The 22629-nt window shown below is 66.3% G+C and carries 14 protein-coding genes, 1 tRNA gene and 2 pseudogenes; 5 read left to right on the forward strand and 12 right to left on the reverse strand.

From position 1 onward, the window contains the following. Window positions 1-4: 4 nt before the first annotated feature. Together LNW72_RS17670 and LNW72_RS17675 are read right to left on the reverse strand one after the other, a co-directional pair. Window positions 5-1531, reverse strand: a complete 1527-nt coding sequence (locus LNW72_RS17670; RefSeq protein ID WP_250976305.1) for an MFS transporter — start codon at window positions 1529-1531, stop codon at window positions 5-7. 57 nt (window positions 1532-1588) lie between these two features. Beyond that, window positions 1589-2233 carry a TetR/AcrR family transcriptional regulator gene (locus LNW72_RS17675; protein ID WP_250976306.1) on the reverse strand — a complete coding sequence of 215 codons (645 nt, stop codon included), beginning with the start codon at window positions 2231-2233 and terminating at the stop codon, window positions 1589-1591. Between the two features lie 215 nt (window positions 2234-2448). Between LNW72_RS17675 and LNW72_RS17680 the strand changes: the two genes are divergently transcribed. Continuing rightward, window positions 2449-2931, forward strand: a complete 483-nt coding sequence (locus tag LNW72_RS17680) for a MarR family transcriptional regulator (protein WP_250976307.1) — start codon at window positions 2449-2451, stop codon at window positions 2929-2931. Window positions 2932-3005: 74 nt separating this feature from the next. Here the strand turns inward: LNW72_RS17680 and LNW72_RS17685 are convergent, their stop codons facing one another. Continuing rightward, window positions 3006-3422 (reverse strand): organic hydroperoxide resistance protein, encoded by a 417-nt coding sequence (locus LNW72_RS17685; protein ID WP_285369606.1) that lies wholly within the window; start codon window positions 3420-3422, stop codon window positions 3006-3008. 106 nt (window positions 3423-3528) lie between these two features. Between LNW72_RS17685 and LNW72_RS17690 the strand changes: the two genes are divergently transcribed. Beyond that, window positions 3529-4014 (forward strand): MarR family transcriptional regulator, encoded by a 486-nt coding sequence (locus LNW72_RS17690; RefSeq protein ID WP_250976309.1) that lies wholly within the window; start codon window positions 3529-3531, stop codon window positions 4012-4014. A gap of 350 nt (window positions 4015-4364) precedes the next feature. On the opposite strand, the pseudogene LNW72_RS17695 reads toward LNW72_RS17690, so the two are convergent. The 3 genes and pseudogenes from LNW72_RS17695 to LNW72_RS17710 all read right to left on the reverse strand — a co-directional run. Continuing rightward, window positions 4365-5025, reverse strand: a pseudogene (locus LNW72_RS17695) (IS5 family transposase); the annotation flags it as partial. 23 nt (window positions 5026-5048) lie between these two features. Beyond that, entirely contained in the window at window positions 5049-5702 is a 654-nt protein-coding gene (locus tag LNW72_RS17705) for a hypothetical protein (RefSeq protein WP_250976311.1), read from the reverse strand. Window positions 5703-5892: 190 nt separating this feature from the next. Beyond that, the gene (locus LNW72_RS17710) at window positions 5893-6441 is read right to left on the reverse strand and encodes a hypothetical protein (protein ID WP_250976312.1); all 549 of its coding nucleotides are present in this window, start codon (window positions 6439-6441) and stop codon (window positions 5893-5895) included. A 93-nt stretch (window positions 6442-6534) separates the two neighbouring features. Between LNW72_RS17710 and LNW72_RS17715 the strand changes: the two are divergent. Then, window positions 6535-7306 (forward strand): annotated as a pseudogene (locus tag LNW72_RS17715) (transposase). A gap of 207 nt (window positions 7307-7513) precedes the next feature. Here the strand turns inward: LNW72_RS17715 and LNW72_RS17720 are convergent. From LNW72_RS17720 to LNW72_RS17730, 3 genes are all read right to left on the reverse strand, one after another. Further along, window positions 7514-8212 carry a hypothetical protein gene (locus tag LNW72_RS17720; RefSeq protein ID WP_250976313.1) on the reverse strand — a complete coding sequence of 233 codons (699 nt, stop codon included), beginning with the start codon at window positions 8210-8212 and terminating at the stop codon, window positions 7514-7516. Between the two features lie 605 nt (window positions 8213-8817). Continuing rightward, the gene (locus LNW72_RS17725; protein WP_250976314.1) at window positions 8818-9378 is read right to left on the reverse strand and encodes a suppressor of fused domain protein; all 561 of its coding nucleotides are present in this window, start codon (window positions 9376-9378) and stop codon (window positions 8818-8820) included. After that, window positions 9375-16481, reverse strand: coding sequence for a polymorphic toxin-type HINT domain-containing protein (locus LNW72_RS17730; RefSeq protein ID WP_250976315.1), 7107 nt, complete (start codon window positions 16479-16481; stop codon window positions 9375-9377). Before LNW72_RS17730 ends, LNW72_RS17725 begins: the two co-directional genes overlap by 4 nt. A 586-nt stretch (window positions 16482-17067) precedes the next feature. Between LNW72_RS17730 and LNW72_RS17735 the strand changes: the two genes are divergently transcribed. Then, window positions 17068-20733 carry a LamG-like jellyroll fold domain-containing protein gene (locus LNW72_RS17735; RefSeq protein WP_250976316.1) on the forward strand — a complete coding sequence of 1222 codons (3666 nt, stop codon included), beginning with the start codon at window positions 17068-17070 and terminating at the stop codon, window positions 20731-20733. 517 nt (window positions 20734-21250) lie between these two features. Next, window positions 21251-21323, forward strand: a tRNA-Arg gene (locus LNW72_RS17740). Window positions 21324-21409: 86 nt separating this feature from the next. On the opposite strand, the gene LNW72_RS17745 is transcribed toward LNW72_RS17740, so the two are convergent. From LNW72_RS17745 to LNW72_RS17755, 3 genes are read right to left on the reverse strand one after another with little or no spacing between them, the layout of a single operon-like run. Beyond that, on the reverse strand, window positions 21410-21844 hold the full coding sequence (locus tag LNW72_RS17745) for a PRC-barrel domain-containing protein (protein WP_250976317.1): 435 nt from the start codon (window positions 21842-21844) through the stop codon (window positions 21410-21412). Further along, complete coding sequence (locus LNW72_RS17750) at window positions 21844-22410, reverse strand: PRC-barrel domain-containing protein (protein ID WP_250976318.1); 567 nt, start codon at window positions 22408-22410, stop codon at window positions 21844-21846. Before LNW72_RS17750 ends, LNW72_RS17745 begins: the two co-directional genes overlap by 1 nt. Window positions 22411-22451: 41 nt before the next feature. Then, the gene (locus tag LNW72_RS17755) at window positions 22452-22607 is read right to left on the reverse strand and encodes a hypothetical protein (RefSeq protein WP_250976319.1); all 156 of its coding nucleotides are present in this window, start codon (window positions 22605-22607) and stop codon (window positions 22452-22454) included. Between the last annotated feature and the right edge of the window lie 22 nt (window positions 22608-22629).

A 22629-nucleotide genomic window follows, 5' to 3' on the forward strand; every position in this document is an offset into this window, starting at 1 on the left:
CTGATCAGTGAACGATGACCGGGATCGGCAGGCCCTCGGCCATCTCGTCCTCGAGGCTCTGGTCCGAGACCTCGCTGCCGGGGACGCCCGTGTTGATGAACGTCGCGGCGATGAGGGCCGCGAGCACCAGCGCGCCGAAGGCCCACCAGATCGCGACGGAGAAGCCGTGCACGGCCGCCTGGTGACCGAACTCCACCTTGCCGACCTTGCCGGCGGTCGCCGCGTTGGCCGCGATCCATGTGGTGGTGGCGCTGGCCGCGATGGTGTTCAGCAGCGCGGTGCCGATGGAGCCACCGACCTGCTGCGAGGTGTTGACCATCGCGGAAGCGATTCCGGAGTCGCGCGGCTGGACGCCGTGCGTCGCCAGGCTCATGGCCGGCATGAAGGCGGAACCCATGCCGAGACCCATCAGGACCAGGCCGGGCAGAACGATGCCCACGTAGTTCGCTTCGGGCTTGATCTGGGTGAGGATCAGCATGCCGACCGAGGCGACCAGGAAGCCCGGTGCCATCAGCAGGCGCGGCGGCACACGGAGCATGAGCCGGGCGCCGATCTGCGTGGAGCCGACGATCATGCCCGCGACCATGGGCAGGAACGCGAACCCGGACTTCATCGCCGAGTAGCCCAGGATGTTCTGCAGGTAGAACGTCAGGAACAGGAACAGACCGAACATGCCGATGATCGCGATACCGAGCGACAGGTAGACGCCGCCACGGTTGCGGTCGGAGATGACGCGCAGCGGGAGCAGTGGTGCCTTGGCCCGGCTCTCGTAGAACACGAACGCCGCGAGCAGCACGACGGACGCGATCAGCAGGGAGATCGTCTTGGTGGAGCTCCAGCCGTCCTCGGCCGCGACGGTGAAGCCGTAGACCAGGGAGACCAGACCCAGGGTGGAAAGGATCACGCCGGGGATGTCGAGGCGGTTCGGGTTACGCGAACCGGCCGGCTCGTGCACCACCAGGTAGGCGCCGATGGCGGCGATGACCGCGAAGGCGATGTTGACGAAGAGCGTCCAGCGCCAGTTCAGGAACTCGGTGAGGATACCGCCGAGGATCAGGCCGACAGCGGCACCGGCACCGGCGATGGCACCGTAGACGCCGAACGCCTTGGCACGTTCCTTGGCGTCGGTGAACAGCACCGCGAGCAGCGACAGGGCGGCCGGCGCGAGCAGTGCGCCGAACGCACCCTGCAGGGCGCGGGCGCCGAGCAGCATGCCGGTGTTGACGGCCGCGCCACCGATCGCGGAGGCGGCGGCGAAGCCGAGCAGACCGACGATGAAGGCGTTCTTACGGCCGAACAGGTCGGAGATCCGGCCACCGAAGAGCAGCAGTCCGCCGAAGGCGAGGCTGTAGGCCGTGATGACCCACTGCTTGTTGGCGTCGGAGATGCCGAGGTCCGTCTGGGCGGACGGAAGGGCGATGTTCACGATGGTCGCGTCGAGCACGACCATCAGCTGAGCGATCGCGATGAATATGAGTGCTTTCCAGCGCCGGGGATCCGGCTGCAGTGTCTTGTCGGGCATAGCAGGCATAGCTGTACTCACTAAGGGTGCGGAGGGGCAGGAAATGGGGACGTTTGTGGGAATTCGTCAGCGCTGCTGCTGCAGGTCCTCCAACGTCACGGCGGCGCCCGGTAGCGCCGATCGTGCCGGGGCGCGCAGCCCATCGAGGAAGATCTGCAGGTGACGGTGCACGAACCGGTCCATGTCCATGCACGCCTTACCGGGCAGCGGTCGCGTGAGCTGCGTGATCGCGACCATCAGGTCACCGACGGCGATGTCGGTGCGGAGTTGGCCAGAGGTTCGCGCTCTGTCCATTATGTCCTCGATCGAGCGATTCAGCCGGTCGCGAGCGGCGAAGATCGCCGGATCGTTCCCGTCGAAGGCCTCGGAGAGCATCGGACACAGGGCGCCGACCCGGTCCTCCGCCGATTCGAAGACGAAGCGCCGCAGTGCCTCGAAGGCGTCGGGCTCCTGGGCGGCCGCCGCCTCGGTCCGCTCGGTGATCCGCGCCATCACCGACAGGACCACCTCCCGGACGAGTTCGGCCCGGTCCGCGAAGTGCCGGTAGAGCGTGGCGTTGCCGACTCCGGCGCGACGCGCGACCTCGTCCAGCGGGACCTCGGCCCCGTGCTCGACGAAGGCTTCGCGCGCGGCGGCGACGATCCGCTCCCGGTTGCGCGAGGCATCTGCCCGCAACCGGGGGGCTCGCGATTTCACGGCGCTGCCGACCACCGGACACTCCTTCTGGCGAAAGTGGGATCTGAAGCGGGGAATCACTCCCCGCTTCGCTCTGACACCAGACTAAACGGGGAGATGGTCCCCGGATATTTCGGGTCCCGCGTGTGACCTGCGGCACATTCCGGATCAACGTCCGCGACCAGGCACGGAACGGCCGGTCGCAAGCCCGATGGAACCCTTTCATTGAATCTTCAAGAAGTGGACGTAGGATGGACAGCATGAAATGGCTGACCGAAGAAGAGCAGGCCTCCTGGCGCGCGTACGTGCACGCCACGACGCTCCTGGAGGACCACCTCGACCGGCAGCTGCAGCGCGACGCCGGCATGCCGCACATGTACTACGCGCTGCTGACCACGCTCTCCGACGCCCCCACCCGCCGGATGCGGATGACCGAGCTGGCGCAGCAGACGAAGATCACCCGCTCCCGGCTCTCGCACGCCGTCACCCGGCTGGAGAAGAACGGCTGGATCGCCCGCGAGGACTGCCCCTCCGACCGCCGCGGTCAGATGGCGGTGCTCACCGACGAAGGGTACGAGGTTCTGGTGCGGACCGCGCCCGGACACGTCACGGCCGTCCGCTCGGCGATCTTCGACCGGCTCACCCCGGAGCAGGTCCAGCAGCTCGGCGAGATCTCCCGCATCATCGCCGAGGGCCTGCAGCCGGAAGGCGCCGACCTGCCCTGGCTGCGGTGAGCCAGGGCCGATCGGCGCCTTGTCGGGAATCCAGGAGCGGGTCCGGGGGAACCGCTCGGTCCTGCAACCGCTGACTACTCCACGACGATCTCGACGGTGATGTTCCCGCGGGTCGCCTTCGAGTAGGGGCACACACCGTGCGCCTGCTCGACGAGCTTGCGGCCGATCTCGCCCTCCAGCTCCGCGGGCAGCTCCACGCGCAGCGTGACGGCGAGCTCGAAGCCGCCGTTCGCGGCGTCGGCGCCTATGCCGACCTCAGCGGTCACCGAGATGTCCTTGGTGTCGACCTTCGCCTCACGCCCCACCAGCCCGAGCGCGCTGGAGAAGCACGCCGCGTAGCCCGCCGCGAAGAGCTGCTCGGGGTTGGTGCCCTTGCCGCTCCCGCCCAGCGCCGGCGGCATGGCCAGCTGCAGGTCCAGCTGCCCGTCCGAGCTCACGGCCCGGCCGTCGCGTCCATTGGCCGTGGCCACAGCGGTGTACAGCGCACTCATCGGAACCATCCCTCTCCACACTTCACGGCCCGGTTGCCCCGGGCCGCCCTCGGCACTACTAGAGCACACAACTGAATTGTGCACAACTAAAGGGTACGCTTGTTACATGAGGACGACCGAAACGGCACCCGCGGAATACCTGCGACTGGACAACCAGATCTGCTTCGCGCTGCACGCGGCGTCCAGAGCGTTCGGCAGCCTCTACCGGACGGCGCTGCGCGACCTCGCCCTGACCTACCCCCAGTACCTGGTGATGCTGGTCCTGTGGGAACACGGCGAGCTCCCCGTCAAGAAGATCGGCGAGCATCTGCGCCTCGACTCCGGCACCCTCTCCCCGCTCCTGAAGCGCCTGGAGACCGCCGGCCTCGTCCAGCGCGAGCGCAGCGCCCTCGACGAGCGCTCGGTCACCGTCCGCCTCACCACCGCGGGCGACGCCCTGCGCGAGCGCGCCCAGCGGGTCCCGGAACAGATCGCGACGGCCACCGGCCTCACCCTCACCGACCTGACCGACCTGCGCACCCGCCTCCACCACCTGACCGCCACCCTCGACGCGGCCACCCCGGACCCGACGACCGACCCCACCCCCGAGTAACCCGGCCGCCCGACACCGCGACCACGGGACCCGCCAGCGCCGAGCACCCCGAATCCGCTAACCTGTCCTCACCCCGCCCCAGTAGGATCTGTCGGAAACTCTCGAGGCCCAGGTCAGCGCTTTAGCGCCAAGATGCTCAAAACGGGCACCCCTGGATTTCAAAACGCCCCCAGCCTTAGCGCACCAGACGCACGGCTGGGTATGCGCTGCGGTGGCCCCAGCCGAGGACGTCAGGGCCGAACCGCACAGCCCGCTCGCCTGGGCACCTCTCTGATCCAGCGCCACACGACCTCCTCGATGCGCGGCACTGGGCGGCTGAGAGAGTGCAGCGCTAGGCGGTTTCGTTTGGATCATCGGGCGGACCAGAGGAAGATGCCTGCGATGTGGAGTCCGGCCAGGTAGATGGTGGCAGTCTTCTCGTAGCGGCTGGCGAGGCCGCGCCACTGCTTCAGGCGGTTGATGCAGCGCTCAACGGTGTTGCGCTGTTTGTAGGTCTCCCGGTCGAAGGCCGGTGGCCTGCCGCCGCGGCTGCCGCGACGCAGTCGGTGTGCGCGCTGGTCGGGGGGACGGGAATCGCTGCGGGGATGCCGCGCTTGCGCAGGTGCTCGCGGATCGCGCGCGATGAGTACGCCTTGTCGGCCCGGACCACATCCGGCCTGGTGCGGGGCCGTCCTTGCCTTCGGGGAACGCGCAAGCGGGCCATGACGTCGGTGAAGGCGGGTGCGTCACCGGCCTGTCCGGCGGTGAGAACGAACGACAGAGGCCGGCAGTAGCCGTCGGCGGCGAGGTGGATCTTCGTGGTCAGTCCGCCGCGGGAGCGGCCGATGGCATGGTCGTCCGGCTCGCCGGCCGGGGACCCCTCCCGCGGGCCCCGGCCGCGTGCTGGTGGGCCCGCACGATGGTGCAGTCCACCGAAACGGCCCAGTTGAGGTCCTCGTCGGCGTCGGCCTGGGCGACCAGGGCGGTGAAGACCCGCTCCCAGGTGCCGTCAACGGCCCACATCCGCAGCCGGTCCACCCGCTCGCCATCCGGTATCAATGGGCCAGGAATTCAACCGCCGACACCAGCTCCTCTCCAAGCGACAATTCAGCAGCAATAATCTTGTATCTTGACCAAGAAGACTGTTCGACTGGAATGAAATTCGAGAGATGAATCCTCAGCAGAATCCGAAAGGCTAGCTCGGGCGAAGCGTGGCGAGCGCAAGAGTCGAGCACATCGCGTAGCTTTTGGGCATCAGAATCGAAATAGACGCGGCATTCTTCAGGGAGATTTAGGGGCGTGTGGTTAATAACGCTGCGCACCTCTGTCAGGATACCCGGAGAACTCCATTTCGGGTCAGCCTCAACAGGCGCACCCCCGTACATTTGCTGCCAATATCGAAAAGCACCTTGGATACGCTCAAGTAGCACGCGCCCCGTCTCGCCATTTCGGAAGGGGTAGTTCCCCCCAGAGGCCATCGAGAACAGCATCTCGATCTGCCCACCGGCCAATATCGAGTCCGCCAATACGACAACGTCGCTCGCCAGCCCAGTGGATTCCTTCTGCTGCGCCTCGTCGGCAAATGATTCTTCGCCTACAGAAAGATAGGACAGGACCACTTCTTCAACATTACCCAGGTGAGTCCAATCTTGGTGAAATAGACCAGCCAGACCGGATAGACCGAAGTCGAAACTAGTAAATCTTTCCATCGTTCCTCGCTTCGGATACAGAGTTGAGATGTAGAATCCGCCTGGATACCCCTTGGCTCGAGTCAGCTGTATTAATTACCCGTTGCCCGTGGCGGCACGTGATCCATCCGCATAAAACGTGGTACCTAAGGGCTGTCCCGCAAAGATCTTGGCTCCGAGTGCGGAGCATCCGGAAGAGCTGGCGAGGTGCTCAGCCGGTGGTTCGTGAGGTGTCCAGGGACCGGGCGAAGTCGGCGAGCGTGTGGAAGTCGTTCTCCCGTAGGCCGATTCGCGGGTTGACGTGGTGCAGGAGCCCGGCACCTTGGTGGTGGGCTCTCAGGTAGGTCTGATCCAGCTCGCTCTGCTCGTCGTCCACCCAGGCGAAAGGACGGCCGCCTGCGTAGTCCACCAGCGGCCCGGTCTTCCAGTGGACTCCATCAGGGCGTTCTCGGAGTAGGACGTCACCGAAGTCCACGAAGGGAAGTTCTGGAAGGCCCAGGACAGGTGCGATCCACCGGTTGGCGTCGTCCATCCATGTGGTGGCCCAGCACAGCTCGAAGCCGAGCTGGAGCAGGATTCGTCCGTGCTCTGGGTTAAGCCAGACTCGCAGGGGCCGTCGGGACGAGAGGCCTCTGTCGTCCCGATTCGCGTCGTTCCGGGGGACTCTGAGTGTGGTGTAGCCGTCGGGACGCCTCTCCGGCTTGGCCGCGTAAGGGTTGAGCGGCCCGTCCACGTCGAGGAACAGCAGTGGTCGGTTCACGGTTTCCCCCGGTCTTGCGCACTGTGGACTGCCCCGATCAGCGTAACTGTGGGATTGCCTCGGCATTGGGCCAGCCTGAGTGATGATCATGATGTGGCGAGTGTGATCACGGCGTCGGAGCCGTCCTGGATAACCCCGTTCGCGGGGCTGACCCCGCGCTGCTTCGGCAAACTGCTGACCACGCTGCGGCGCGATGGAGCAGATGTGGTCCACCGAGGCCGGCCATGGAGTCTGCCGTTGGAGGACCGGGTGTTGCTGGTCACGGCCTACTGGCGCACCAATCTGACGTTGCGGCAACTCGCTCCGCTGTTCGGCGTCTCGAAGTCGACGGCTGGCCGAGTCATCAGCCACCTCGGCCCCCTGCTCGCACTGCAGCCCCGCAAGCGGTTCGCCAAGGACACCGTGCTCATCGTGGACGGCACCCTGGTCCCCACCCGGGACCACACCGTCGCCGAGCGGTCGAAAAACTACCGGTACTCCACCAACCACCAGGTCGTCATCGACGCCGACACCCGCCTGGTCGTCGTGGTCGGTCGGCCGCTCGCCGGGAACCGCAACGACTGCAAGGCGTGGGGAGGAATCCGGTGCCAAGGCCGCCGTCGGCAAAACCACGACGATCGCCGACGGCGGCTACCCGGGCACCGGACTCGTCATCCCGCACCGCCGACAGCGCGGCCAGAGTGACCTCTCGGACTGGAAAGAGGAACACAACAAGTCCCACAAGCAGGTCCGAGCCCGCGTCGAGCACGTCTTCGCCCGCATGAAGACGTGGAAGATTCTCCGCGACTGCCGCCTCAAAGGCGACGGCGTCCACCACGCCATGCTCGGCATCGCCCGGATGCACAACCTCACCCTCGCCGGATAGGCAAGCGGGCCGCAAGGCGGCCAACATGCCCGAGGCGACTTCAAGATCTTTGCGGGACAACCCTTAGAAGGGCGACGAAGCCATCTGCGGGAGCTACGACCGGCCCACCAGCTCCCGGCACTTCAGGCACGGCTCTGCCCTATCGCGCGTCCGGTTGCCGTAAAGCAACTGCCTGTAGTTGCGGTGAAGGAAGAGCACATTCCGTGATCACGTTGTCCGGTGACCAGTTTCTGACCCTGCAGTGGGATAGCCCATCTTCGTCAGATCCGCGGCAAGGTGAGCGAGGTCGACGTCCGGGTTCAGCGCAGATACAACGCTCTGGGTAAGACGCTGCAGCGCATAGACGTAACGGATGGCCCCGATATCCACCGGGACCTCGTAGTACTCCTGCGCGAACTGCTGATATGCCTCCGGGCGGCCATCCAGCAGAACGTCGAACAGCCACTCCGCACTGTCGCCGTCCTCCACACCCGCCGGTAGAGCCTCGCTGGTCCCAGTCCTCCACTCGGAGTCTGTCTGTTCACGCCAGAAGCACACGGTCGCCCGAGGTGTCCCGTCCTGTTCCCTGAACGCGGGCTCCGAGAGGTGATGAAGAAACACCTCCGGCACTCCGTCGAACAGGCCCGGCCACGGAACCGGAGGCGTGACCCGATACGGGCTCATCGGCGACTCGTGATCGAAGCCGCGGGCGTACGCACCCGCTCGCGAAAAGAGGATCGCGTAGTCATTGCCACACCCGTCACGCATCGAGGCCATCTCCTCGGTCGGCGACCACTGGGAGTCGAAAGAGTAGTACCTGGACTCCCAGTCCGGACTCATGATGGCGTCGAGGACGGCCATGGCGCGGGAGCGATCCCGAACGATCGAGATCTCCGGCAGTTGACTGGTGAGCTCATAGACAGACACAGCCCTATCCAAGCCGATCCCACTGACAGCACCCACACCGCCCACGTGGCCTCGTTGATTCCGCAGAGTGGCGTGGCCCACGACGTGCCGCTACTTCGCCTGGTTGGCATCGGGGCGAGGTGTTCGAGGCACCACAACGGACTACTGAGGCGCCTGGTGCGCGAAGTCCCCGGCCGCCCACGCCGAGCCGAGCGCTGCGTATTGGGCTCCCAGAGTGTTGCGCACTTTGCCACCTCTGGAGTGGAGGCCACGTCCTTCGAGTTCGAGCGGCCGATGGACGCGATAAGTGGGATCGCCGAGGGCGCGGGGCGCTCTGGCGCGCCACACGCGATTTCGGTCAGCGAGACGATCCTCGCCCCGGGCCGCCTGAAGCCTGACCTGTCGCTACTGGACCGGCCACCGCAGTCGCCGCCCGAGCCACTTCGAGGGGCGGGGCCGACCGGGATCGGGGACATCGGTTCGTTCCCCACCGAGTTGCCGCCGTCGCGGCCGGCACGTCTACGAGCACACTTATGCGACCGGCCGGTCTCCTAGAGCCCCCTCCCAATCCCAGCTCGGGCAGCAGCCTTCACGCCGATTCGACCGGGGCGCATCTCGTGCCTCCATCAGCCGAAGACCGACCTTCGTTTCGGATCCGACAACGGCGCACGGTGATTCTCCATGACACCCATGAGTTCGTCCATCCCTTGGGTCGACGCAAAAGCCAACTCGTCATCGAAGGCAGGAATCGCCAACAAGAACTCGACATGGTTGCCGTTAGCCAGCAGCACAGAGGTTGGCAATTCTCCACGAGGCGTGATGACGAGAAAACCTCCAAAGCCAAGGCCTTCGATAACCCCGTTTCCATCGCGATAGGTATCCCCTGGGGAAAAACCTCTACCCGTCAAGTGCGCCTGCACTCCCAACCAGGCCAAAGTACGGGCAACACCGTCGCACTCTGCGGAGAATGTTGCAATGAACTCCTGTCGATGCAGAGGGTCCATATTGGGCAACTCGTAGTCACTGGCGCCTGCAGTGGCGTACAGAAACGGGACTGGCTGCGCTGGTCTCTCAATTTTCCACTTTTGTAGACCGACAACCAATCCACTCTTACGGAATTCCGCTACACGAGCAGGCTCGCCCCACTTGTCGGCGTAATATTCCCTGATGCTTTCACTATTAGTCATGGATGACCTCCAAGGGGCCACATTACACCAGGGGTCCACCCTGGCGGCCACCATTGACCAGGGCCGGCCCCGATAGGCTTGTCTTGCTTGCTAGCATTGCAAGGCTTACAAGCACCCGTGGTGTTACTGGGATCGTTCACCCGGTCAGATCTCACATCCCTGCTGCTCAGCCAGCCGCCTGAATCCCAGTCCTCTTTCTGAGGCCTAACATGCTCGAACTCGACCGAGGGACGCTCGCCGCAGTAAGGACAGGTGGGAGACTTTGCAATTGCCGCTAGGCGCACACCTGTGGTCGGGCGCTTATACTCCCTCCTTGTGTATTTTGGCGTTAGATCAATCGGGCAGTTGTGTACAAGTACAGATGAGTCTCCGATGACTACGTAGAATGTGTGGAGCTGATTTACCGTGAGGTTGTAGGTAACAATGGCACGGTGGTAATTGCGGACTGCTTTGACAGTAAGACGCGTGCCGTTGGGCTGGCGGAGCGTTTCACCGAAGCGGAGGTCTGCTGCGTCTACCCACTGGTTACGGCTGGCATTCCAGTATGGGTGGTGCTGTGTGGAGGTGATGGTCTGGTCGTTGTCACCGGCGTCAACGGTGAGGTCGGTGAAATCCTTGTCATCCTGAGTCACGGTGACGGCAGTGACGGTTTCAGGTTTCGTCGTGCCGGTGAGTGGATCCGTGGCCTGGACTCGGTCACCGATCTCTATTGCGCTTATGTCCTCGCGTGAATTGTCGGAAAGTAGTACTCCTACGTTTGCGGGGAAACTGTTGCAGCCGAGTGTCACGGCCTCACGGAACGCCAGTTTGTTTAGGACCACTTGCGTTACTGCTGAAGTAGCTCCGGCGGTGAGTGCCCCGCCTGTAATGACGACGGCCTGCTCCTGCAGAGACTCGCTTGTGCTCTTATCACTCCCGCTGAGGGCTTCCACCGTCAAGTAGTTAGCGTCCGCCGCCATGCCGCCGCAGACGGCGGTAGCCGCGACGAGGGTTCCGCCCGCGGTCTCCGGTGCTGCGGCGGCTCCAAGGCCCATACAGACGCTAAAGGTGGTGACCTCGACGACTACGCCAGTGATAGGGGCCGCGTGGTCTTCAACCCAGTCACCGGCGTCGCTGAGCCATCCCAGGGCGCCGCTGTGCTTCTTCTTGCCGCCACCGCCGCCGCCGCCGCTGCCGCTGAGTGCGTCGATGTCGTTCTTTGTCGGCGGGCGCGTTGGGTTGTCACAGTTGTGAGCAGAGCAATAGCTGACGTTGGCGTCGTATTGCTTGTCGCCCGGCGCTGGGCCATTGCCGCCGTTGAGTCCGGCCCCGGGGGCGTTGCAGTCACCACGCATGCAGAGCATGCCGGATGGGTCGCTGTTAGAGGTCGGGTTGTTGCCTGCGTAGGCGTAGCCGTTCCATTGCTGGGGTGTGTCGGCGTTGAGTAGCGGGTCGGGGTTGAGGAAGCGTCCGGTGGTGGGTTGGTATTCGCGGGCGCCGAGGTTGGTGAGGCCGGTTGCGAGGTCCTGGGTGCCGCCGACGAAGCCGTGGTCACCGGCCCAGGCGGTGGGGGTGGTGCCGCGGGGGTTGCCGAAGGGGTCGGTGGGACGGCGGGTTTCGGCGAGGGTGGTGGCGTCCAGGGCGAGTTCGGCGGTGCCGTGCGGGTCGGAGACCTGCCACGTGAGGGTGGTGCCTTGGACCACAGCGGTGAGGCCGTTGGGCAGGGGGTAGGTGCGGGTGTCGTGGAGCTGCTTGGTGGTGGTGTCGAGGGTGAGTTCGTCGACGCCGAGGTTGAGGGTGGTCTTGCCAGGATCGCGGCGGATCAGCTGGCCGCCGCCGGCGTCATACACATAGGTGCTGCCAACGCTGCCTGTGGGTGTGGCAGAGGCGAGTTTGCCCTCGCTGTCCCATTTCAAGGTAGTGGTGCCGGCCGTGGTGGTGACAGCTGTGGTGTCTCCCGCTGCGTCGTACTGGTAGGCGGAGCTGCCGGGGTTGCTGGGACCGGTGCTGGTGGAGGAGATCAGCCCGTGGGGGCCACCCGTCCCCCCTCCGGTGTCGGGGGCCGTGGTGGGCTGGTTGGTCTGCCCGGCGGGGGCGAAGCTCTGAGTGGTGGTGATGTCCTTGGACGTGTTTCCGGCGGTGTCGTGCTGGGTGAGTCCGGTCCGGTTGCCGGTGCTGTCGTATCCGTAGGACGTCCAGTACGGGGAGGGTCCGCCGACCGTCGTTGCCCCTGCGGTCGCGCCGCTGGTCGGGGTGGTGTTCTTGCAGCCGCCGACGTTCGGAGTCGAGGGCTGCGGCTTGCTGGTGGTGCCGCCGGTGTCGGTCCACGCGGTGGTCAGCCGGTTGAGGTAGTCGTAGCTGAAGCACTGCAGGTCGGTCTGGGCGGGGGTGTTGTCGGGGATGTTCTGGACGGCGGTGAGCTGTCCTGCGGGGTTGTAGTCGTAGGTGCTCTGCTGGGTGGCACCGTTGGCTGCGGTCTGCTTGTCGAGCCATGACGAAAGCAGGCGGCCGGTGGCCTGGTCATAGTTTTGGGTCGCCACGATCTGGGTGCCCCATGGATTGACCGTGGTGCGCAGGGCCCTGCCGAAGGCGTCGTAGTCGGTGGACAGGTCGTAGGTGATGTTGGCGGAGCCGAAGCTGCTCAGAGCACCGTTGACGTCATAGGTGTAGTCGAGGCTCTCGGCCGGGACATCACCCATGGCAGGGGCGTAGGAGTAGGTGAGGGCGCCGGTGATGGGGTCGTGGTCCGCTTCGGAGGTGTACGCGCCGGCAAGCTTGTCCTCGCTTGCCGGGATGGTGACCGTGGTGGACGTCGGCTGGTAGCCGACGTCGTAGCTGTTGATCTGGCTGGTGTAGGCGCTGCCGGTCACGGCTCCGCCTACATAGCGGGTGGAGGCGACGGGGTGGCCCTTGGCGCCGCTGATGCTGTCGTAGGTTGCGCTGGTCAGCTGGTTGGCCGGAGTGGCGGTAATACCGGTGTAGGTGCCGGTGGTGCGGCCGATCAGGTCGAACGTGGAGGTGAGGGACTGCTGGCGTGCGTCGGTGGTGGTGACCAGACGTCCGGCGGTGTCGTAGCTGCTCTTGGTGGTGCCGGTGTCGGGGTCGGTGGCTGAGATTTGTCGGCCACGTAGGTCGTAGGAGTACGTCCAGGTGTTCTTGCCTGTCGCATCGGTGCGGGACGCCGGGTTGCCGGCGGGTGTGTAGGTGTAGGTGGTGATGTCCGCATCAGCGGCATGTCCGGTCGCGGAAGCAGTCTTGTACTGCCACAGCTGGCTGGTGCGGCCCAGGCTGTCGGTGATGGTGGTGTTGGCGGTGGCGCCGTTGGGCGGGGTGACATTGATCTGGTCGAGGCCCGGGTACTCGGAAGTGGTCCGCGATTGTTCTACGCCGTAGGAGGAGAACACTGTGGCGGTGGGACGACCCTGACCGTCGTAGACGGTGCTGGTCTGGCCCGGCACCTGACCGTCAGTGGTCTGGAACAGCGTGGTGGCGGGACCGGAAGTATCGTCGTAGTACGGGGAGCGGGTCTCGATGGCCCGCCCGTGGGAGTCATAGAGGGTGTCGGTAAGCACCCGCCCGTGGTAGGCAGAGATACCGGGGGTGTCCTGGGTCTGGCGGACCTGGCCAAAGCCATTGAGTAGCTGGACCGACCGGTTGTACTGATGGCCGTCCGCGCGCAGGGTGTCGGTGGTCACCGTCGAGGGGGCGGAAACACCGTTGACCGCGTAGGTGTAGACGAGGTTGGCCGCCTGGCTCGTCGTGCGGCCCGGTTGCCAGACGCGGGTCAGGCGGCCGAGCCCGTCGTATGCCTGATTCGTGGTCTTGCCATTGGCGTCGGTACTCGACAGAGCAACGTCTCGGGTGTTGTCGAGAGTGCTGGTGGTCGTCCAACCAGTGGTCTGCCCGGGCGCCGGCGCGGTGATCTTGATGGTGGAGGGCAGTTCGCCCGGGGCTGCCGGGGTGTAGACGGTGCTGGTCGTCGCACCGGCGGGATGCTGAGGATCAGTGGTGTTCGGGTCGGTGACCGTGGCGATGCGACCGTATGCGTCGTAGGTGCTCGTCGTAGTGGTCACGAAGACCGGCGCACCGTTGCCGTCGTAGTGGTCCAGGACCTGGACAGAGCTGGCGTCGCCCGTGATTCCGGCTTGGCCGAGGGCCTGGCCGTCGTAGAGCGTACGCGTATTGGTGACGGTGTTGGCAGCCGTCGCTGTGGCGGTGCACGCGTTGTTGCCGGAGAGACTTCTGCTCTCAGAGACCAGCCCTGTCTCCAGCGGGTTACTGCTGGCGGCATAGAAGCTGACGGTGCACTGGTCAGGCTGCGCATCGGCGGTGGACAGCACGCTGACAGTGCGATTGGCGTAGGCCGGATCCGTGCGGGTCGTCGTGGTCGCGGTACGCCAGGTGCCGTCGGCTTTGAGCGACTTGGAGGTGGCCACGGTGGTGGTCTCGTTGTACCGCGCGACCAGGTCTGGAAGACCAGATCCCCGGACGTGCGTTCCGGTGGTGGAGGGACCGGTGGCCTTGGTGACCGAGTAGCTGGTAATACTGCCGCCGGCACGGTCGTAGGTGTCGTTCTCCAGGACCTGTCCGGATAGCCAGTCGGCGTCCGTGACCTGCTCTCCGAGCGAGTTCGTGGCCTGCACGGATTTGGTGCCGCCTGCTGCGGTGGCGTCGCCGTCCATGCCCTGCAGGTATTTTGTTGCCGTCTGTGAGACGGGCCCATCCTGCCCGGAACCGATGGTGATGGTGACGGTGGCAAAGCCCCGGAAGTCGTCCCAGGTCCGCGACTTGGGGTCGGTCAGTTCACTGTCGTTTCGGTGCCAGGCAGCCGGACCGTACTGGTAGTTGGTGACCTTCGCCGTGGCGTGAGCGACCGGGTCGCTCTCGGTGATGTCCTTGACGGTGTAGTGGTTGAACCAGTCCGAGATTGGGTCCGCGCCAATGGCCGAACCGGGCGGGGACCATTTGACGTTGTAGCAGGCCATCGTGTCGCTGTCCGCGGAGACGGGCATGACCTTGTTCACGCGGGAACAGGCGGGCAGGTTGTAGTCGACCACCACCTGCTCTCCGGTCTCCGTGGTGATTGCCTGGATGCGGGGCCGGTTGAAGGCGGTCGGAGCCGGGACCAGATCGGTGCCGTCCACCCGGTTGGGCAGTTCGACGGGCGTGAAGGTGACCTTCGGCAGGGTGATGGCCGGAGTGGAGCTCTGGCCGGTGCGTTGGATGGCCGCCAGCCACAGCGTGGGCTTGTTCCCGTCCGCCGGGTCGGGATAGGTGTGGGTGAGGGTAAAAGCGTCGACCGGCTTGTAAGCGCCTGCGGACAGCACCTGGGTGGCGATGGACGCCAGGCGGGTGTTGGACCAGAACGTCGGCCCATAGTTGGTGCATGTACCGGTGCTGGGGCAGTTCTGGTCATAGGGCACGTCCGGCCAATGCGCGGCATTGGCCGCCGATAGGACAGCACCCGTGCAGGTAAAGCCGCCAGCGGTGGAGCAGCGTCCCTCCGGAGCCGGGGTGAAGATGACCTTGGCCGCGGGCTTGAGAATTCCCTTGGCAGTGACCTGATCGGCAAGTCGCTGGCCGTAGCCGATGGAGGCGACCACCCCGCCGCGGGTGTACGAAGTGAGGGTTCCGGTGCCCTGGTTCTGGCCGCCACCGCGGGAGTACCAGTTGGTCTCGGGCGTGTACGTGTAGGTGGTGAGGTTGCCGTGTGAGTCGACGGCGTAGTCGAGGTTGAAACGCCAGCCCATCTGGCACCACGAGGCGGTGCCCTTGGCCGCGTCGTAACACGGATCCCCGGCCTTGGGTGAGTAAACCGGCTCGGTCCAGGCCGAGTTGGTGGCCGGGTCGCTCTTGTCACCACCGGGCAGGTGGTTCAAGCCGAAGTAGTACACCGATCCGCTGGCAACGCTGACCTTGATGTATTCGCCGGAGCCGGTCCCGTTCGCGGCACCGGTGAGGAATTCGACCTTCGAGCCGTCGTCGTTCTTCAGCCGCCACTTCCCGGTGGCGTCGTCATGGACGAGTTCGCTGGAGTGCCCGGCCAGGGACAAGGAGGCGTTGTATCCGGCCCAGCAGCTGTCACCCGACTTCGGAATGCCCGCCTTGTCACATGCCTTGTAGGACCGCTCAACGAATCCCGGGCTGTAGTCCCAGCCGTCACCGACCCACGATGCCTGCGCGTTCGTGGAGGACGTTCGTCCGTCGACCGAGGAGGAGTTGTACGACAGAGCGACCTGCGGGGCGGTACCGCCCAAGGCGGATGGCACCGGGATGGGGTAACCATAGCCGAAGCCACCGCTGTTGGACCCTGCCGACCAGGCCGCGCTCGGCGTCAGACTGGATGCCTTATAGGTGCCGCCTCCGCCGGACGGGGTTGCCGTCGCGGCCAGGACCAACGGTGCCGGGGCTGAGGTTCCCGTCGTGCTGCGGGCGGTGATCGGGCTCTGTGCGGCGGGGAGGGTCACGTCGGTGACCAGGCGCCGGGTATTCACGTCGTAGTGGGAGACCACGGGGGTCTGCTGCAGGCAGCCTTTGACCTGGGGTGTCGTCAGCGCGCAGGCGGGCAGTGTGACGAGGTGAGCGCGGGTGGCGGCGTCAGCTCCGTAGGCGACGTCGAGCTGATCCGCGCCGATGCCGACCGCTATGCGCCCGGCCGGGCTGGCGTCACCGCGCTGCAGGGTGATGAGCGGCCCGGCGATGCCTGCCGCCCGTGCGTTGGCGGGAGCCGCGACCGTGACCTTGACTTCCGAGTTTTTTGGAGCGGCCGGAGACGCCGTCCCGGGGGGCGTGGCGCGGTCACCGGGCTTGTTGGCCGTGGCTATCGGGGTCAGCCACACAGGTAGGTGGCCGGCCTGAGTGGTTTGTGAGGTGGCGAAGGTCGGGCTGGTGCTCAGGTTGGCGGTGGCCGCACCGTTCTGGGACAGTCCCGCAGTTGGCCCTGTCCACGCCCTGGGGACCTTGTAGTGCGGCTTGGCCGCAGCCGGGCGCGGAGCGTCACTTCCCTTGACCGAGCCGGTCTTCGGCAGGGCGGTGCCGGGCGGAGACCAAAGCTTGTGCCAGTCCGGTGACGCGGCACCGGCCTCGGCCGACACCGGCCCCAGCAGCGTCGCGGTAGTGGCCAACACCGTGACGGCGCCCAGCCAGCCGCGCCGCGACCGCTGGCGGCCCCGCGAAAACGCTCCCCATGACCGCACGACGAAACTCCCCCCACACCCCAGCGCCGCACCGTCCGAGACAAGCGATCACCGAAGGGGGAATGTAGCTCCCATATCGAACACTTGATCAGCACATGGTCGCCTCTTTTCCTCATCTTTAACATCAGACACATCCACAACACTGGACATGTCATCGTTGATCCGTTTCATTCGGTCAATTGTGCTTGCCCTGTTGTCGGCATGTGTGGTTACTGTGCGCATTTCACGGACGTGCACGGGCACTCCGTTGTCGGGAGGGGACCCGTCCATGAGTGGCAGCACCGCACGTCCACGCACCAAGAGCGCCCGCTCAGGGCCGCACCGAAGGGCGGCCGGGCTGGTCGCCTTGGCCCTCGCCGCGGGCATGCTGAGCGTGAGCGCCCCCGCTCACGCTGACGGCACGCCGGACTCGACCGAGGCGCAGCATGCCGCGATCGTGCCGCCGGATGAGGCTGCTGCCGATGCCTCGCAGGTAAAGGCGGCATCGACAGGTCAGCCGGTGGTTATCGACAGCATGACCACGGAGTTCGAGCAGACGGTCGTCAATCCGGATGGCACGTTCACGACCACCACGAGCGGCCCGCCGGTGCGGGCGAAGGTCGCCGGGGCGTGGGTGCCGGTGGACGCCGGTTTGCGGTCGAATGCGGACGGCACCATCACTCCGAAGGCCGCGATCCACCCCGTGGTCCTGTCGCACGGCGGCACCGGACCGCTGGCGACATTGACCAATGCGGCCGGCAGAACCCTGTCGTTGAGCGTGCCGTTCACGCTGCCCGCCCCAACACTGGCCGGGGACACCGCGAGTTACGCCAATGTGCTGCCGGACGTGGACCTGCAGGTCACCGTCACCACACAGGGCGGCCTGCGCCACGTGTTCGTCGTCAAGTCCGCCACGGCCGCGGCCAATCCGGCGCTGAAAGACCTGAAACTGGGCACCTCCGGCGCGGGGCTGACCGTCACCGCCAATGCCGCAGGAAGCCTGCAAGCGACGGACAGCGCCACCGGTCAGGCGGCCTTCACCGCCCCCGCCCCCACCATGTGGGACTCCACCCCAGCCGCCACTCCGGCCGCCAGCCCGCTGACAACCCGGATGGCGAAGACTGCCACCGTGCAGGACGCCGCCACCGCCACCGCCGCGGAGCCTGCTCCCGGCAGCAGTGCGGCCGGGCCCGGGCCGGGCGCGAAGACTGCGGTCATGCCCACCACCGCCGGCGCGGGCAGCGTGACCATCACCCCGGTCCAAAGCGTCCTGACCGGTGCGGCCACCCACTATCCCGTCTACATCGACCCCGCCTGGCTGCCGTTCGACCGCACCAACCTCGACTGGACCTGGATCCAACAGGGCTACCCCACCACGTCCAACTGGCGGGGGAACGATGTCACCAAAGAGACCCATCCCGGTGTGGGCCTGCAGGACTACGTGACCAAAACGGGCATCGAGCGGGCCTACTACCAGTTCAACAACACCGCGCCCCTACTGGGCAACATCATCCACTCAGCGTCGCTGAATCTCGCCGAGTACGAGTCGTCCTCCTTCTCCTGCACCACCACCTACCCGGTGTCCCTGTATCTGTCCACGCAGATCAGCGAGGGCACCACCTGGAACAACCACCAGGACGACACCTCACTGGGGCAGACCCGGCAGGTCGGGGGCTCTGGCCACTCCGGGTGTTCCGCCAACGTAGGGTTCGCCTTCGATGTCACCTCAACCGTGCAGCAGGCGGCCAACACCGGCTGGCAGCACATCACCTTCGGCCTGCACGGCAACGAGGGCAACACCACCGCGTTCAAACGCCTCACCACCGACCCGGTGCTGACCATCCAGTACGACCGACACCCCCTGCCGCCGACCGGCCTGAAAACCACGCCGACCCCGCGATACGCCTCCAACGGCACCACCCAGCCATGTGTGGATGTCGCCGAGCCCACCAACCAGGCCTTCGTCGGCAACCCCGGCACCAGCGGCATCCAGTTGACGGCGAAGGTCGCCAGCGAGGTCAACCAACCGGTCCGCGGCTACTTCAGCCTCTGGGACGACACCGCCCCCGGCGACAAAATCACACCCCACGGCCAGGGTTACACCGGCTACGTTCCCACCGGAAACACCGTCACCTACACCGTTCCCACCGGGGACTTCACCGACGGACACGCCTACGGCTGGAACGCCATCGACAGCGACGGCATCCTGTCCTCCGCCGCCGTCGGCACCTGCCGTTTCCGCATCGACCTGAGCCCCCCGATCATCACGACCCCCACGTCAGGCGATCAGGTAGCCGACCCCAACACCGTCTTCCCTCCGGCCGGCAACGGCCAGAGCACCACCCTGTACCCCGGCCACCAAGGCCAGATCCCCTTCACCGCCGTCGACCCCGCCCCCTCCGAAGGATCCGCCTCCGGAATGGCCTGTCTGCGCGTGGGTTTCGACCCCCAGCTCACTGACGGCCCCTGGCAATGCGGCAGTGCCCGCCCCAGCACCCTGAACGTGACCCCGACCCACTGGGGCACCAACATCGCCTACCTCCAGGCCGAGGACAACGCCGGGAACTACTCCCAGATCACCCCGTACGCCTTCTACGTGCCCTGGAACCCCCACGGCCCCGCCCCCATCTTCGGCGACACCACTGGCGACGGCTCCCCCGACATCCTCACCCCCGGCACCGACGGCAACCTCTACAACCACACCGTTCCCGGCAACACCCAGGCCACCAGCCCCGCCGTCTCTCTGGCCGCAACGGCAGCCGACATCGCCCAGCCGGGCGACGCGTGGAAGGACTACCGCATCACCCACCGCGGCAGCCTGCGCGGTGCCATGAACGTCGACGACCTCATCGTCCACAAGGACGGTAGTCCGGACCTCAACTTCTACTACAACCCCGGCAACACCAACACCGACGGTCGCTTCGACAAGAAGGCACCTCTCGTCAAGCCCGCCTGTGTCGAGGACGCCTCCGGCACTTACTGCACCGGCTACGCCAGCGACTGGTCCACCACCCTGCAAATCGTCGCCCTGGGCGATGTCTCCACCACCAACCTCGACCCGAACAAGCACTACCTCAATCGAACCGGCATCCTCACCGAGGAATCCAGCCCCGACGGCGACGCAGGTCTGTGGTTCTACCCCACCATCTCCAACGCCACCCTAGGGACCCCGGTCCGCCTCTCCGTAACGGGCTGGAAGGGCTGGGACCTCATTTCCCCCGGCGACTGGGCGGCCCAAGGCCACCCCGGAGTCTGGGCCCGCAACCGCAACAGCGGCGAACTCAACGGCTACACGCTCACAACCGACACTTTCACCCCGTACGACAGTCACAACCACCCGCTGCCCCTCACCCCGCGAGTGACGGGTATCAGCAACGGCACATTTCTCGCCACGTCACCCTCCAGCTCCTACCCGCTGGTGGGATCCGAAGGCGATATCACCGGCGACGGCCGCCCCGACCTGTGGGCCATCACCAGCAGCAACGACATTGTCGTCTGGGCCGGTCAGACCGCAGACGCCACCCACGCCGCCTTCGGCACCCGCTTCACCGCCGGAAGCATCAACGGCGCCGCCAACCAGTGGACCCTGGCCGGCACCCCTGCCGACACCAACGGCCTCAACCCCGCTGCGACCACCGGCGGCATCACCTGGGTTGCCGACCACAACGGCGTCACACCAGGCGCTGCCGCGTTCGACGGCATCTCCGCAGTCGTCAGCAGTTCATCGGCCCTGGACACCACCCAGAGCTACACCGTCTCCGCCTGGGTCAAAATCGACACCCTCACCGGCGACCAATACCTCGTCTCACAGGGCGGCTCGACCCGCCAGGCCTTCGACCTCGGGTACCGCCCGGACACCAAGACCTGGACCTTCATGACCACCACCGGCGACACCATGGCCAACGCCGCCCCCGCCGCCAACGCACCTGCCAACGCCGCCGCCATCGACACCTGGACCCACCTCACCGGCGTCTACGACGCCACCAGCCACACCCAGACCCTCTACATCAACGGCAAATACGCCGGTGCCACCACCAACACCGCGCCTTGGCACGCCCCCGGCCGCCTCAGCATCGGCGCCATCCAACTCACCAGCAGCAGCAACCTCTACAACCCCGCCCACGCCGCAATCAGCGACGTCCACACCATCCCCGCAGCTCTGACTCCCGAACAGGTCCTCATCCTCTGCCCGAGCGCCTGACCGGCCCCCAACACCCGGTCTGCAGACACCAGCACCACGCCTTGCTGAAGGCGAACCAACTGCGTCCCGCCGCTGCAAAGCGGCGGGACGCAGCACCTTGAACGGGGCCCGGCCCCTCCTTCGGCACTACCGTGCGAGGGCCCATTTCCTCATCCCGCTCCTCGGATCGGTGATGAGCCCCATAACAGGCATCGTCCCTACGGAACGGAACGCGGGGCACGTCCCAGTCCCCAGAGGCCGGCCCGCCAGCTCCCCCAAGCCTCAACACCAGGCCGATAAATGCGCAGGTCGGAGGTAGTTTCTCGGACGGCCCTGAGCCTCGTGCTTAACAGGGGCGAACCTCGGCAGCACGATCCGCTAGGCTGATGTCGGTCGGTCGGCTATCCCCGCTGCGATCTCGGCGCAACCCCTGCACGGGCACCGCCAAGGACGCTTGCAGGCCGTCTGACCAGGGCGTTTGTCGCTCCGCGCGGAGATCCGACCACTGGGTTTTCGACAAGGTTTTTGACAAGCCCCCGCCCCAGTAGCTCAGGGGATAGAGCACAGCTCTCCTAAAGCTGGTGTCGCAGGTTCGAATCCTGCCTGGGGCACACCATCCGCGAGGCCCTCCCGTCAGCACTGACGGGAGGGCCTTTCGCGTAGGCGGCGGAGCCGGACCGGTTCGGTGGTTCGTCCGTCAGGGTTCGCGGAGGATGAGGGCGTAGGAGCCCAGGCCCAGGACGCGTTTGCCGGGGTGGTCGCCGGTGGTCGTGCGGATGGTGAGGAGGGCGCCGGAGTCGGGGTCGAAGTCGACGTCGGAGACGGTGCCGAGTGCCTCGCCGCGTTCGTCGAGGACGCGTTTGCCCGGCAGGGAACGGTGCTTGTCGGCGAGGGGGGCCAGCTCGCCCGACGGGGTGCCGAGGGTGGCGCCGGAGCGGACGATCACGGCGTCGGGTCCGATGGCGTGGATGTGCTCCCAGACGAGGGTGTCGCCGGAGCCGTCGGTCTTCTTCAGCCGCAGGGCCACGACGGAGGCCGTCGCCGGGTCGACGACGAAACCGTCGACGATGCCGACCGTGCGGGCCTCGGTGGCGCTGACCACCTGGCGGCCGGCCGTTTCCGAGAAGAGCATCAGACCTCCGTTCCGCGGCGGGCGCGGTACGCCTGGACCGCCGCCGCGAACCCGGGAAGGTCGTCGGCGACGAACTCGGCCGCGGCCGCCGGGATGACCAGTGCCTCGCCGGAGACCGCGGTGGTCTCGGAGAGCGGGATGAACACCTTGCGGCCCTGCCGGTCGAGGGCGTCCGAGGAGGCGATCTCATAGCCCACGACGTGGGCCGTGGTGCCCTCGACGACCTCGACGACGACGTCGGAGATCCTGCCCAGGTCGGTGCCGCCGTCGGTCAGCACCCGCGAGCCGAGCACGTCGCCGCCGCCGGCGGAGCCGCGTTCCAGGACGTCGGCCTTGCTCTCGAAGACGGTCTCGTCCTTGATCATCACGGCGTCGTGGCCGAGCCCGTGCACCCCCGGCCACGGCAGGCTGTGCCGCAGCGGTCCGGAGAGCAGGCCGCGGCCACTCAGGGTGAAGCCGGCGATCCGGCCGGCCGTGCCGTCGAAGACGAGGTCCTTGACCTGCGCGACGGCCTCGCCGGCCAGTGTCACGACCGGCCGCTTGGTGATCTCCGAGGCCAGCATCATCGCGGAAGAGGAAGAGGAAGAGGAAGGGGGCTGGGGTGCGGTCATTTCACGCGTCCCTTCCCGGCCCGCCGGCCGATGGCGCCGCGGCGTACCGCGATCACCCCGCCGCTGCGGCGCCGTGCCTGCACGCCCGCCACCGATCCGGCCAGTACCAGCAGGACCGCCACCACGACGACGATCCAGATCCACCAGTCCATCGCGCACCACTCCCCGCAGAAT

The sequence above is a fragment of the Streptomyces sp. RKAG293 genome (assembly GCF_023701745.1).
GTDB lineage: Bacteria > Actinomycetota > Actinomycetes > Streptomycetales > Streptomycetaceae > Actinacidiphila.

Coding starts and splice junctions, on each gene's coding strand:
- LNW72_RS17755 (WP_250976319.1), bottom strand. CDS start 22,607: ATGGACTGGTGGATCTGGATCGTCGTCGTGGTGGCGGTCCTGCTGGTA.
- LNW72_RS17725 (WP_250976314.1), bottom strand. CDS start 9,378: ATGACTAATAGTGAAAGCATCAGGGAATATTACGCCGACAAGTGGGGC.
- LNW72_RS17705 (WP_250976311.1), bottom strand. CDS start 5,702: ATGGAAAGATTTACTAGTTTCGACTTCGGTCTATCCGGTCTGGCTGGT.
- LNW72_RS17750 (WP_250976318.1), bottom strand. CDS start 22,410: ATGATGCTGGCCTCGGAGATCACCAAGCGGCCGGTCGTGACACTGGCC.
- LNW72_RS17745 (WP_250976317.1), bottom strand. CDS start 21,844: ATGCTCTTCTCGGAAACGGCCGGCCGCCAGGTGGTCAGCGCCACCGAG.
- LNW72_RS17735 (WP_250976316.1), top strand. CDS start 17,068: ATGACCACGGAGTTCGAGCAGACGGTCGTCAATCCGGATGGCACGTTC.
- LNW72_RS17690 (WP_250976309.1), top strand. CDS start 3,529: ATGAGGACGACCGAAACGGCACCCGCGGAATACCTGCGACTGGACAAC.
- LNW72_RS17670 (WP_250976305.1), bottom strand. CDS start 1,531: ATGCCTGCTATGCCCGACAAGACACTGCAGCCGGATCCCCGGCGCTGG.
- LNW72_RS17685 (WP_285369606.1), bottom strand. CDS start 3,422: ATGAGTGCGCTGTACACCGCTGTGGCCACGGCCAATGGACGCGACGGC.
- LNW72_RS17680 (WP_250976307.1), top strand. CDS start 2,449: ATGGACAGCATGAAATGGCTGACCGAAGAAGAGCAGGCCTCCTGGCGC.